This window comes from Phragmitibacter flavus (assembly GCF_005780165.1).
Taxonomy (GTDB): Bacteria; Verrucomicrobiota; Verrucomicrobiia; order Verrucomicrobiales; family Verrucomicrobiaceae; genus Phragmitibacter; species Phragmitibacter flavus.
Genome location: NZ_VAUV01000007.1, coordinates 49023 through 62046, shown reverse-complemented (window position 1 = coordinate 62046; position 13024 = coordinate 49023). Strand labels below are relative to the sequence as shown.

The window sequence follows — 13024 nt, the reverse complement described above, 5'->3', positions numbered from 1 at the left end:
TCAGGGAGCCGAAATCCAGCTCGGCACATTGATCAGTGCCCAAACCACATCTTCCATCCGACTGCGCCAGTCAGCCTCCAGCCGGTTCGTCGGGGTGTCACCCTTCCTCGCCTGTGCCGAGTGTTTCTCCCGCAAAACATTCGCCTCCGCATCCACATGATTGGACCAACTAACATACCTTTCCCGCACTCGCGGCTGAGCTTTCACGACAGGAAGTTTCTCCATCGTAACCATCCTCTCGTTATATCCATGAGATAACAGCGACACGTAAATCTCCAGCTCGTCCGCCGTCGGTTTGCGGGTAAGCAAACGCAGGAAAAGCCGCTCCACCAGCACCTCCACCTTCTGCTCCTCCAAGGCCAGTTCCGTCAACCCATGATCATCACTCAGCCGGGTAAGCCACCCACCCACCGTGCCGTTGGAAATGATCGCCGGTTGCAGCACATTTGGTGACGTCTCACGCTTGCTCACCGGATCCACCCGTGCCCCGCGCCAGCCAAAAATCTCCAACACATCCGCCACCGCCTGAATGCGAGGCAACATCAAACTTGGACGATCACGCTCATTCGAAGTCGACGCCAGCATCCATGCACGCCGTGGGCTGCCAAGCGTTAGCGAAATGTTCGCCGTTCGATCCCCATCAATGTCCAGGCTCATTTCCTCCACATCAAAAGGCTTTCCCGTCGCGGCAAAAAGCGAATCCACAATCTGCTCTGCCGCAAGCCGCCGCGGCGCGGGCGAAACAAACAGCGGCTCCTGAGCCGACAACGTTTCATCCACCTGACGCTGATAGGCATGCGAATTCAAAATCAGCCGCTGAATTGCTTTGATGTTATACCCCGAGCGCACAAACTCACGACCCAGCCACTCAAGAAGCTGCGGATGGGAAGGCCGCCCCTTTTCCCAATCCTCCACCGGTTCCACCACACCACGTCCCATCAACTGCTGCCAGAAACGGTTCACCATCACCTGCGCAAAGCGGGCATTCTGTGGCGCCGTGATCAGCGCCGCCAGCCGGTCCCGCGAATCGTCGGCCTTTAACGCCAGTGCAGCCGCCACCCCCTCGGAACTAAACTGCCCGAGCGGCCACTTGGGCACCACCGTGCTGCCCGGCTTCAACGTCACCTTGATCAACGGCTCACGCCCACTCTGATGAATGCGATCCAGCGGCACACTGCTCGTTTCAGGCAGCTTGATCGGCTTCCTGCCCATCATCGCCGCCAGCTCAAAAAGCTCCTGTTGTTTCGTCACATTCGCCGGCGAATCATGGCAGCGGGCGCACTTCATCTCAACCCCCAGAAAAGCACTGCTCACGATCATCGCCTTCTGCGCCATCGGCACATCGTTTTGCGATGCCATGCCAAACCCCGCCGGCCCGCCAAAAAGCGTGCTGCCTTCCATGCGAATCAGCTCCGTGACAAACAGGTCCATCGGCTTGTCGTCCAACAACGACTCATAAATCCACCAACGGAACGGCCCCGTGTTGTTCAAGGTCGGATTGAGAATGTTCGGATTCTCCGCCAGCAAATCCTGCCAATATCCCATCCAGCGGTCCGCCCAGCGTGGATCAGCAAGCAGACGATCAATCCATTCTTCTCTGCGATTCGGTGCATCATCCTCCAAAAACGCCTGAATCTCCGCCTCACTCGGCACCACCCCCACCGTGTCCAGCATCACCCTGCGGAGGAAAGTCAAATCCTCGGTCAACGGTGTCATCTTCAACGTCGAAACACGCAGATCAGGCCAATGAGCACCCTCTGCAATCCAGCGTTCAAGCGTTGCCAGTTCCGCCCGGTTAAGCGACTCCCCTTTGCCCTCCGGAGGCATGATGTCATCTGGATCCGCCGTGGCACGCAACAGCACCGCGCTCTCCGCCGGTTTGCCAGGCACAATGGCCGCACCATCCGATTTCCCGCCTTTGAGCGCTGCCGCCAAAGTGTCCAGGCTCAGACCGCCCTTGGCATCGCCACCCTGATGACAGCTGTAACATTTCGCCTCCAGAATGGGCTGCACATCCCGATAATAATCCACGCCATCCGCTGAACCAGCCGAGGAATCCCCCGCCACTTCCACGATGCGCGCCGCAATAAAATGATCGATCTCGTTATGAGCCGGAAAACCCGCTGGCAAAACCGGAACCTTCACTTCCGGCGTTGATTTAATCCACTTATCCGCCGCCTCCCTGCGTCCATTCCAATAAGCCGCATGCTCACCACGACGGGCCGCGCGCGCTTCACGATTCACCTTTGCAAAATGCTCCTTCCGCTCCCTCTCATAACTCTCCCAACCCGCATCGGTATAAGTTACCTGACGCGTTCCCGGAGAAAGCAGCTTCCAGGAACCAGCACCCTCCGGCGAAATCGCCACCACCGTTTCCCCCAACTCCGGTCGGTAACGCCTCTCCCCGGCCCCGCCTCCCACCAACGTCTCCAACACCACCAGTTGATACTCATCATTTCCAGTGAAAGCCCCCGTCACCTCAAGGTTGCCAGGTGGTGCAAACCGAAAATCAGCACCCAAATTCAGATACTTGTCCTGCTCAGAAAGCAGCGCATACCCATCCCTTCCACGCTTGGGAAAAGCCGTCTGCAACACCATCTTGCCATCAATAAACAATCGCGCCGCTCCACGTCCCCGCAGTAACATCCGGTTGCTGCCCTTTGGAAACTTGACCAACGCCGACGCACGCAACAAAAAAGTCCCGGCCCGATCCCCCCTCACTCCCGTCCCCACATAACGTTGCGGCAGATCAGCAAACCCAAACACGTCTTCAAAGTAGGACTCCGTCGCCACCGGCGGCTCCACCGGCCACTGCGTTTTTTGCGGCACCCCCTTCTCGCACAACTCCACCAACACACGACCATCCTGCAACCTGCTGCGGTCCATCGCAGGGACCGGTGCGGGAACCATGGCATAACGTTTCTTCAACTCGGCCGCAGGCAGCGCCGCACGGTGAATCGCCACCTCATCCATCCAGCCATCCAGCGTCTCCGACGGTCCGCGTGAATAACCCGTGCCAATCACCAGCGTATCACCATCACTTACCGGACCGCGATCCGTGGCCCCATCAAGATCCCATCCACCACTAACTTCCACCCCGTCAATGTAACCACGCAAACTATCCTTCTTACCAAAAGTGTAACTCACCGCAATGTGATGCCAGCCTGTATCAATCTGCATCCACTCCTTGCTGCACCAACGGTGCCACTTGGGCATCTGCCCATCCTCGGCAGCGCTGGTGAAGATAAACCCAATCGCCGCCCCACCATTCATCCCGTTTAGTCTCAATCCGTAATTCTGATTCTTGTCGCCAAACTCTCTCGTGCCGTTCCGCCCCTTGCCCAGAAGATGCACAATCTGCCCATCACGGATCTTGCGCACCTTCACCCACATTTCGAGCGTGATGCCATCGCCTTTCTGAAAACGCAACTCCGGCGCATCCGGCACCATCAACGCCGCGTCTCTACCCGCCAGTTCCATCGCCTGATTACCCGCCGCAAAACCTGGATACCTTGGCTCCCGCGGCCCCGGTGCTGGACGAGTCCCCCGCCCCTGCCACTCACCCAAAACATCCTGACCATCGAAGGCCCATCTGGCAGCCAACGTTGCCGATTCAGCACCCCACGCAAACCCGGTCAAACCACCACCAACCACAATTGCCATCACCAAACATCCCAACCGTCCTGGAACGGCGGAGAAACACAGAGAAAGAGAAGAAACAGTCATAACGGGTGCAAAGATCGTCAGCCATCATACCCACCGGTCATCCCCCCCGCACCCCAGACCGCATCACACGATCGTGCGCGAAAGGAATACAACTTCCCCAGCACCGCTCACCCCCGCTCATCCAACCTGCCCGCCGCATACGCGCCAAACACCGCGCGAATCTCATCACGCACCCGCCGGAACACCACCATCTGCGCCTCCTCATCCCCAGTTGCATGCGCCGGATCATCAAACGGAAAATGATGCCGCCGCACCTTCCCGGGAAACATCGGACAAGCCTGATCCGCATGCCCACATACCGTGATCACCGTCGTCACGCCCGCCTCCAAAAATTCGTCCACGTCTCATGCCCTTCGATCGTGTATTGCGAAATCACCCGGTCCTCATGCTCCACCTCCACCGGCATCGACTCATCCTTCAACAACTCAGCCGCCTTTTCCAGTCTCGCCACCGCCAAGGTCAAAGAACTCATCGTGCAGTTGAAAAGCGAGTTCACCATCGTCATGGTCACCCACAACATGGAACAAGCCACCCGCTGTTCCGACCGCACCGCCTTCTACCACCTAGGCAAACTGATCGAATACGCCCCCACCCTTCAGCTTTTCCAGAACCCCGGCCAGAAACAAACCGAAGAAGACATCACCGGCCGCTTCAGTTGAAGCCGAGGCCAGTGCGGACTGTCGCTTTGCAGGCTATTGTTCTGCATCATTGACGTAGAACAACTTTATTGGTTGGAACTTATCGCTCAGCCGAATGATTTCCTTATTGCGTCTTTGAGTGCTGCACCACGCAAAGACTCAGAAGTTTGGGTCATTCCACCCTCACAAATCGCACCGCGTCGACCACCACCCGTCCATCAGCGCCTTCATTGCCGATGCTCACAAATCCCGAAGTTCCTACTTTAAACTCATAGCTCCCCAGCACATTCCACCGGTTTCCTTTCTCCCGCTGATTGACCACAGGTTTCGCGGTTCCATCAGCATGAGCAATCTCCATTGGAACCGCGCTCGCATTTTTCTCGTCCGACTTCCATCGCGCCTGCACCGAGTAAACACCCGACTCGGGAATGTCCGGCGTGAACCGAACCGACTTGCTTCCCTGCCCCTGATTCCCATCGTGCAACCAGCCCCCGAGATCACTTCGAGGTTCAACATGAGTCTCCCATGCCCCGGTAATTGAGATACCCTCCACATCCGCATTGTCGATGATAATCCCCACCGCCGAGTCCTCTGGAGTAAGCCGCTGACCTCGAGTCAGCAACCGCTTCTTCAGCTCATCATAAGCAACATCCTGCACCGCCACATTACCCTCAACCGCCATCGCAGCAGCCACCGCTGCCGACTGACCCAACACCATAAAGGTCCACTCAAGCCGCAAAGCCCCGTATCCACTGTAGCTCGATGAAAGTGCCGACGGAACCAGCAGATTCACGCAGTCGCTGCGTTTCGGAACAATCGACCGGTAAGGTATCCCAAAAGGCCGGTAATTGGTGAGGTCAAAATAGGCCCCTTCATTGTAAACCGCCCCATCACGAATCACCGTGCGGGCATTGTGGAAATCGATGGGCCAGTAGCACATGCCGACTGAATCAGTCACCATCGGACGCGGCGTGACCAATCCTACAGGCCTCCGACGAACATCCGCCTCCGTGATCACATAGTCCGAAATCATCCGCCTCGCGCACCGCACATAAAGCCGCCTCGGCCAGCCCCCGTTGTCGGTAAATTCATCCGCAGGCAATCCCCATCGGCTCCATTCGTCGCGGATCGCCTGAGGCACGGCAGGATCGTTCGAAAGCCAGTAAATCAACCCCTGCGTATACTGCTGATGCTCGCGATAAATCGCTTCTCTGCCAGCAGCGTCGGCAATCGGATACTCATGATTCCGCCCATAAAAATTCCCCGAAAGGTCATGCCAACTGCCTAGGTCAAACAGCTTCTTGGTTGGATTTTTGTCGACGTTCCCCGGACCATTCAGCCAGTCGTTCATGCCCCCGGCAACCAGATACCGTCGGTAGATCTCATAATCCCTGGCATCATAATCATCAGGTGCCGTGATCGGAACTTTGTTTGACGGATTCTTCGTCAACGGCAACCTCAAACAGAAACCCATCGCCGCCTTGTCGCCAGCACCATGTTCTCCAACTCCTTCGTTCTGCACGCCAAAAATCACTCCAGACGACGGATTACCCGGAACCACAAAAGGATCGATCTTCACCTGAAACTGATCCTTCTTCGTCGGGTTGATCACCCCCCCGAAATTCTCCCCATAAACCGCATTCCCTTCCCGGCCGTAGGTATGCGTCACTCCCGCTGCCGCCATCAAATCCCCCTCCACCGTCCCATCAATAAACACCTTGCCCGCGACCCGGGTTCCATCTTCTAGCTTGATTGCATTGATACGGCCTGCTGATTTTTCAACAGCTTGCGTCCCCTCAACCAGCCTCGCATTGCGCATCTGACGAACCTTGTGCTCCTCCAGCCATTCGTTGATCACCCGTTGCGCAACCTTCGCTTCAAAATCAAATCGCCGTTTCCCGGAGCCCGGCGCATAAGCCTCTCCGATGCGTAGAAAAAACTCCGATGTGAGTCCTCCAATCGGATCACCATCGCCACTGCGCCAGTCCACATCCTGATGCCCCAACCCTTCAACCATCATCCCCCCCACATGCGCCACCGGACCAACGAGCAAAACATCCTGCGAAGAAATCGCCAGCTCAAGCGCCGCTGACAAAGCCGAAGGCGAATCCCCATAAACCACGATGTCTGCAGTCAACGTTTTCTCCGCAGCCGGAAATAAAACAGGAAAGCATAAAAACAAAACAACAAGGAAGGCGCAGCGCATAAAAATCAAATGAAGGTGACGACCCAGACTCAATCAAACGTGCCCAACCGCCGCAATATTTGCTCTATTTCCACCACCACCATCGCCGCCATCACCATCACCATCTCCCGTCACCTTCCCGCAAGTCAGCAATGACGCCGAGCACCCCCTCACGAATGGCAAACAGCTCAGATCGATAATGACTCAATCGCTCGACCGAAAAAGCCGGATGATCATTCAACAACTCCACCGCCGCGAGAGCACGATTGGCAATCTCCAAGTCCCGCTTGAGCCACGCGATCAGCATGCCCGCCTCCATTGAGCGATCCTCCTCCACAACAAAACCCAGGTGCGTATCAACTTTAACGCGCAAACTCATCAACGCCTCCATCAATTCAACGCCCGGCTTCTCCTCCTCCCCGTCATCTTCGCCATGATCGACGAGCCACGCATCCAGCAAGTCACGCGCCCGCTGCGCGACGGGATGAACGTTCCGATCCCCAAACGACCAATCCTCATCGTCGCCCTCATCATCCCCATCGGCCATCACATCATCCTCCAATGTCTTCTCATCGCCGTCGCCGCCCTCCTCCAGCCCCTCCCAGCCCATCTCGTGCGCGATGATCCGATCCCGATCAGGATGATCCATATACTCTTCCATCAGCTTCCGATACTTCTCCCCAGCCAAATCACTCTCCCTGAGCAGTTGCTCAAACCGAAACTCATCCCAGGGCTCCTGTTCTTCGTTCGCGTCCTGATCAAAAGAATTGGCAAAGGGATTCGCCGCTTCCGCCGTCAGCCGTTCACGCTCGGCCCACTCCTCAGCGCTGAAACACCAGGCCGGCTCAGAAACCTGCAAACGATAATCCGCACTTTCAATCACCACCCGTCCGCTCAACGCACTGAACCATTCAAGATACAGCGAATTCGCCATGTGTTCCGGCGGCTTGCCACCGCTCTTGATCATCGCCAGCGCCTCACTCAACGGAACATCATAAACACGCACCTTGCGCGCCGCGGTCATGTCCCCCACCGTTCCCCGTTGACGCGTGGCAGGCGGACCCGCAGGCATAGGAGTGGCCCTCGGATTCTCAAACCCCAGCAGGCAACCCGCAAGATCCGGATGGCAGTCCCCCTTCAAATCGAGAATCAACGGCTGCCCAACTCCCGACAACCACACCTTCCCTACCACACGACCCCGCACCCGGTTGTCAATCTCCCCACGAATTACATGCTCCTCAATACGCCAGGCCATGGAGCAATATCTTCACGCACCTTCTTGTTGCAACATCCAGACACGAAAAATCATGACTGGCTCCAAGCTTTCATTGTAACTTGGCCCATTCAAATTCCACTCGCCTCCACTTCCAACCCACCATGAAGATTCCATCCGTCGCGCTCCTTCTGCTCCTCGTCTCAAACGATCCCGTTTCAGCAACCGACACCTCACTACCACGCAGCACCCCGGAAGCCGAAGGCATTTCTTCCGCCGCCATCCGCGACTTCATCGAAACCGCCGACAAAGAAATCCATACCCTACACAGCTTCATGCTCGTGCGTCACGGCAAAGTCATCGCTGAAGCCTGGTGGAATCCGGAGACCGCCGACAAAAAACACATCATGTGGTCACTGAGCAAAAGCTTCACCGCCACTGCGGTCGGACTCGCTGTCGAAGAAGGCAAACTCAACCTCGACGACCCGGTGTTGAAATTCTTCCCGACGGAAGCACCCGCCGACCCCGGCGAAAACCTCAAGGCCATGCGCGTCCGCGACCTGCTGACCATGAGCGGCGGACACGACGTCGAACCCAAGTTCACCTTCGACCAAGGCCCGTCCGTAAAGGACTTTCTTGCTCATCCCGTGCCCCACCCACCCGGCACCCACTTTCGCTACAACACTCCAGGAAGTTATGTGCTCTCCGCCATCGTCACCAAAGCCACCGGACAGACCGTTCCCGACTACTTAACACCGCGCCTGTTCGAACCCCTTGGCATCAAAGATCCCGAATGGGCCACCACTTCCGAAGGTTACAGTCTCGGTGGCTACGGCCTTTTCATCCGCACCGAAGACATTGCCAAGTTCGGGCAGCTCTACCTGCAAAAAGGCCAGTGGAACGGCAAACCCCTGCTCACCGAAAAATGGGTTACCGAAGCCACCTCAAAACACGTCGACAATAGCAAAGCCCCAAGCGCGAGAACTCCTGATTGGCAGCAAGGCTACGGTTTCCAGTTCTGGCGCAGCCAACACAACGCCTACCGTGGCGACGGACGCGACGGACAAATCTGCCTCGTCATTCCCGAACACGACGCCGTCATCGCCATCACCGCCCAAACCGGACAAATGCAGGCTGAACTCGACCTCGTCTGGAGCAAACTTCTCCCCGCCTTCCGCCCCGAGCCACTGCCAGTCAACCAAGTCGAACACGCAAAACTCCAACAAGCAAGCACCGGACTCATTGCCCATCCAGCCACGAAGTGATCGTGGAGGCGAATCTTCGACCTGTATTGGGGTCTATGTTTTGAGCGCCGAAGGTGCAGCTTGATGAGAGCCTTGGGCAACGCCCAAGGTTGGGTGAATCGATTGGTGAAGGGCTAAAAGTCCGTTCCATTGCCAGAGATGTTAGACAGAACGTCGCTTCGAGGTAAGCCGCTCCGAAAGCCACCACCCACACCTGCCCCTGTTTCCTTTAATACTCACCCAATGCATTCTCTCAAACCTTACCTTGCTCCGCCGTAGAAAGCAGCCGTTCCAGTTGAGCCGTCCCCACAACCGGCCAAACGCCTCTCAACTTCACGCTCAAGAAAAGGGCACCGTCTCGCTCATGGGCTCAATATGCTTCATCCGTCAACTCTGCCCATCCGATCCATGCATCACCTCCCAGTTGATCCCGCGTCCAACAAGGCTACCACTTAACCCATCCCATCTCATGACACTGACTCTCCCCAAATGGTTCGACCTCCACACCCACTTCCGCCAAGGCCCTGCCATGGCCGATTACCTCAAAGCCCATCTCAACATGGGCTGCGCAGGAGCGCTCGCCATGCCCAACACCCAACCTCCTGTCTCCCGTGTTTCCGGCAGCGCCCAACCCGATAGCTGGTCCATCGAAAGCTACTCCGCCGACCTCAAGGCCGCTGGTGCCGGCAATTTCGAACACCTCATCGTCCCCCTCTACCTCACCCGCCAAACCACCGCCCAGATGATCCGCGATGGAGCAACCTCCGGCATCCTCCGCGCCTGCAAATATTACCCACCTCACGGCACCACCAACGCCGAACATGGAATGCCCATGGATGACCTCATCGGCGGCGAAGTTCTCCGCGCCATGGAAGACCACGGCATCATCCTCTGCATCCACGGCGAACAACACGCGCTCAGCGGACCCGACTACCTCGACGCCACCCAAAACGCCGAAACCCGCTTCTATCGCGAACGCATGCCGCGCCTCATCGAAGCCCATCCCCGACTGCGCATCGTCTGCGAACACATCACCACCCGCACCGCCGCCGAGTTCGTCGCCAGCACTCCCGACCACATCGGTGCAACCATCACCCCGCAACATCTTCTCTACACCCTCGGACACCTCATCCAGGGCCTCAAATATCACCTCTTCTGCCTGCCCGTCGTCAAATTCCAAGACGACCGCGCCGCCCTGCGCGAACAAGCCACCCAACCCGGCCAGTCCAAATTTTTCGCCGGCACCGACAGCGCCCCGCACACCACCAAAGCCACCCCTTGCGGATGCGCCGCAGGTTGCTTCACCGGCGGCATTGCCCCACAACTTTACGCCATGGCCTTTGAAGAAGCCGGCCTCGATCTCTCCACCACCGAAGGACAATCTGCCTTCACCAACTTCCTCTGCCTCAACGGCCCCGCCTTCTACCAATTCCCCGCATCCACCCAAACCTTCCAAATGCACAAAGCCCCCTCCCAAGCCTCCCTCCTCGATACCCCTAACGGCCCGGTCACCCCCCTGTCCGTCGGCCTGGGCATCGAACTCACCTGGCAGATTGCCTGACGATGCAAAGCGCCTCGCAGACCGTCCATTTCACCGATGCCCGCTCCCCGCACCAAATGCGCTGCGCCTTGGAACGCGATCACCTCATGCCATTCAAAGCCAATCTGCACAAAGGTCATCTTACCTTCCACGCAGCCGGCAAACACAACGGCCTCCCCTGCACCTTCCAACTCGACTATCAAGCCGCCCGCTCTTCGACCAACGACTACACCCTGTTCATGCAGCTATCCTGGTCCCAGATGAAACCGGACACCCATGAGTATTTCGAAAAATCCTCAGCAAGCTGGTTCGACCTCTGGAGCCGCGACCTTACACCGCTCCCCTCCGCCAAAAACGAAAGCCTCCCCACCCGCTACAGCGAACTCGCCACCGAAGCTCTCAACGCCGAAACGCAACTCGACAACATTCCCTTCATCCAACAACAAATCCTCGATGCCCTGCGCCATGGAGCCACCTACACCACCTCACACAAAGAAGGCGGCACGCACATCGGCTACCGCAACTGCCACTTCTACCGTCAGGACTACGGCGAGTCAAATGCCTCAGAAACCTTCACCGACGAACCGACCTTCCTCGTCTTCCTACGCAGGTTCTACGACTGGGAAACCTCCAAAACCCTGTATCCCGACAAAGCCTCAGACCAAATCGCGTGGCGTCTGATCCTCCAACTCCTGCATCGATAGTCATCCATGTCCACCATCACGCCCATCGCCATCTTGCGCACCTGCTACACCGACAAATTTGGCGTGCCACGTCAATCCGGACTCGTTCCGGAAGCTTGGGGCATCATCGAATTTGAACCCGCCTACCGACGCATCGAAGCCATCCGTGGCATCGAAACCTTCAGTCATCTCTGGCTCATCACCCAGTTCCATCTCGTCACCCAAGAACCCACCGCCCTCACCGTCCGCCCCCCCAAACTCGGCGGCAATGAACGACGCGGTGTTTTCGCCACACGCTCCCCCTTCCGACCCAACCGGCTCACCCTCACCGTCGTCAAACTCGACCGCGTGGAACTCGACGGCCCCCTCGCCCCCCGCCTCCATGTCTCCGGCATCGACCTCGTCGATGGCACCCCCGTCTTCGACATCAAGCCATATGTCCGCTACGCCGACTCCATCCCCGAGTCCTACAGCAGCTTCGCCGACGAACCCCCATCCCGACTCCCCGTCCAGTGGCAAAGCATTCTTCAACCTCCCGAACCCGCTCGCAGCATCATCGAGCAATCCCTCGCCCTGCAACCCCAACCCGCCTACCACGAAAATCAGTCGCCATCCCCACGCCGATACGCCACCGAAATCGACGGCTGGCACATCGAATGGACCCTCCATGCCACCCACTGCCTCATAGAAAAATGCGAACCACTCTGATGGTCACTCCCCCACCATCAAAAACCCTCGCGTCTTCGCATCCCAACGAAGAATGACCCGCGCCGTGCCAGAAGCGGTCGACTCATCCTTGCCCTCCTCCGTAACAATCCGATCCATCGCACGAACCACCACCACTGAATTCACATCCAACCACCGCACCGGCAGTGTGTCGTCAGCAATGATCTGCCCCCATTGAGCCTTCTTCGTAAAGCCGTCTCTCCTGCCCGCAGCGACCACCTTGGCATCAGCCAGCAATTCGAGCTTCCCCGCATCCTTCCACGCCAATGAGACAAAACCCTCACCCTCCAACCCATAAAAAAACGTGCCGAGCCGCCGCGTGCTTACCCGCGTCACAAGGGCAAACCGTTTCGAGTCAGGCGACCACAACACCCACTCCTCTGGACGCGAAACATCGCCCAAATCCTCCTCCGAAAACCACACCAGCTTCCCCGACGCCCGTTCCACAATCCCAAACGGCGGCTTCCCTTCATTGTTCTCCTCAATGCTGTAGGCCACAAACTCAAACCGCCCGTCAGGCGACACCGAACTTGGTTCAGGCGATAACGCGTCCTGCAAGGTGCTTTTCCTTCCAAAAGCCCACTCGCCACCAAAAAACACATCATCGACAAGCCAGCCTTTGCCAACCTTTCGAAGCAGCGCCGTGTCCGTCCACTTCGACGTCTCACCTTCACTCTCGAAGATAAATCCAATCGAAACGAAGGCCCGATCCTTCTTCACTTCGACCTTGCCCACAGTAAACTTCTGCGGTCCTTCAAACAAACTGCTGAACAAATCCCCTTCAATCCACGGCGGCTTTTCATCCGGCTGCGCCTTCCTGAAATTCGCCTGCTCCTTCCGCGCCGCTTCAATGCTCGCCACCAATGCTTCCGTCATACGCGGTTGCAATGCAGTCCAAGCCTCCCCCTGCGGCAGTCCGCTCACTTTTCGAGCAATCAATTCCTCATAAAACGCCTCGACCGCCTTGGACGGGCTCTCAACACCAACCGGTGCCGCAACCACCGTGCCTGTGACGGCCATAAGACCTACAAACCATCTCAAAAAATTGACAGACATCGGGATTAAAAAG

The 13024-nt window shown here is 57.4% G+C and carries 11 protein-coding genes; 5 read left to right on the top strand and 6 right to left on the bottom strand.

Translation table 11 applies throughout. The features are described from left to right. The 3 genes from FEM03_RS10220 to FEM03_RS24385 form a co-directional block, all read right to left on the bottom strand. A complete protein-coding gene (locus FEM03_RS10220) occupies positions 1-3726 on the bottom strand; it encodes a DUF1553 domain-containing protein (protein ID WP_138086156.1) in 3726 nt (1241 codons plus the stop codon). Between the two features lie 107 nt (positions 3727-3833). Then, the gene (locus FEM03_RS10215) at positions 3834-4067 is read right to left on the bottom strand and encodes a low molecular weight phosphatase family protein (protein ID WP_206170955.1); all 234 of its coding nucleotides are present in this window, start codon (positions 4065-4067) and stop codon (positions 3834-3836) included. After that, a complete protein-coding gene (locus FEM03_RS24385; protein WP_166442762.1) occupies positions 4040-4198 on the bottom strand; it encodes a hypothetical protein in 159 nt (52 codons plus the stop codon). Before FEM03_RS24385 ends, FEM03_RS10215 begins: the two co-directional genes overlap by 28 nt. A 1-nt stretch (position 4199) precedes the next feature. Here FEM03_RS24385 and FEM03_RS10210 point away from each other — a divergent pair, with 1 nt between their 5' ends. Beyond that, positions 4200-4385, top strand: coding sequence for an ATP-binding cassette domain-containing protein (locus FEM03_RS10210; protein WP_138086155.1), 186 nt, complete (start codon positions 4200-4202; stop codon positions 4383-4385). A gap of 151 nt (positions 4386-4536) precedes the next feature. Here the strand turns inward: FEM03_RS10210 and FEM03_RS10205 are convergent, their stop codons facing one another. Together FEM03_RS10205 and FEM03_RS10200 are read right to left on the bottom strand one after the other, a co-directional pair. Then, entirely contained in the window at positions 4537-6501 is a 1965-nt protein-coding gene (locus tag FEM03_RS10205; RefSeq protein ID WP_166442761.1) for an FAD-dependent oxidoreductase, read from the bottom strand. Positions 6502-6667: 166 nt separating this feature from the next. Beyond that, positions 6668-7804 (bottom strand): hypothetical protein, encoded by a 1137-nt coding sequence (locus tag FEM03_RS10200; protein WP_138086153.1) that lies wholly within the window; start codon positions 7802-7804, stop codon positions 6668-6670. Positions 7805-7926: 122 nt separating this feature from the next. Here FEM03_RS10200 and FEM03_RS10195 point away from each other — a divergent pair, with 122 nt between their 5' ends. From FEM03_RS10195 to tsaA, 4 genes are all read left to right on the top strand, one after another. Next, the gene (locus FEM03_RS10195; protein ID WP_138086152.1) at positions 7927-9027 is read left to right on the top strand and encodes a serine hydrolase domain-containing protein; all 1101 of its coding nucleotides are present in this window, start codon (positions 7927-7929) and stop codon (positions 9025-9027) included. 448 nt (positions 9028-9475) lie between these two features. Next, entirely contained in the window at positions 9476-10567 is a 1092-nt protein-coding gene (locus FEM03_RS10190) for an amidohydrolase family protein (protein ID WP_166442760.1), read from the top strand. 86 nt (positions 10568-10653) lie between these two features. Continuing rightward, a complete protein-coding gene (locus FEM03_RS10185) occupies positions 10654-11250 on the top strand; it encodes a hypothetical protein (RefSeq protein WP_138086150.1) in 597 nt (198 codons plus the stop codon). A gap of 6 nt (positions 11251-11256) precedes the next feature. Continuing rightward, entirely contained in the window at positions 11257-11937 is a 681-nt protein-coding gene (gene tsaA / locus FEM03_RS10180) for a tRNA (N6-threonylcarbamoyladenosine(37)-N6)-methyltransferase TrmO (RefSeq protein ID WP_138086149.1), read from the top strand. 3 nt (positions 11938-11940) lie between these two features. On the opposite strand, the gene FEM03_RS10175 is transcribed toward tsaA, so the two are convergent. Next, positions 11941-13011, bottom strand: a complete 1071-nt coding sequence (locus tag FEM03_RS10175) for a YqhG/Tai3 family protein (protein ID WP_138086148.1) — start codon at positions 13009-13011, stop codon at positions 11941-11943. Positions 13012-13024 lie beyond the last annotated feature (13 nt).

Bases quoted from the DNA above. Each gene is read 5' to 3' on its own strand.
- FEM03_RS10200 (WP_138086153.1), bottom strand. From the start codon at position 7,804: ATGGCCTGGCGTATTGAGGAGCATGTAATTCGTGGGGAGATTGACAAC.
- FEM03_RS10220 (WP_138086156.1), bottom strand. From the start codon at position 3,726: ATGACTGTTTCTTCTCTTTCTCTGTGTTTCTCCGCCGTTCCAGGACGG.
- FEM03_RS10195 (WP_138086152.1), top strand. From the start codon at position 7,927: ATGAAGATTCCATCCGTCGCGCTCCTTCTGCTCCTCGTCTCAAACGAT.
- FEM03_RS24385 (WP_166442762.1), bottom strand. From the start codon at position 4,198: ATGAGTTCTTTGACCTTGGCGGTGGCGAGACTGGAAAAGGCGGCTGAG.
- FEM03_RS10175 (WP_138086148.1), bottom strand. From the start codon at position 13,011: ATGTCTGTCAATTTTTTGAGATGGTTTGTAGGTCTTATGGCCGTCACA.
- FEM03_RS10190 (WP_166442760.1), top strand. From the start codon at position 9,476: ATGACACTGACTCTCCCCAAATGGTTCGACCTCCACACCCACTTCCGC.
- FEM03_RS10185 (WP_138086150.1), top strand. From the start codon at position 10,654: ATGCCATTCAAAGCCAATCTGCACAAAGGTCATCTTACCTTCCACGCA.
- tsaA (WP_138086149.1), top strand. From the start codon at position 11,257: ATGTCCACCATCACGCCCATCGCCATCTTGCGCACCTGCTACACCGAC.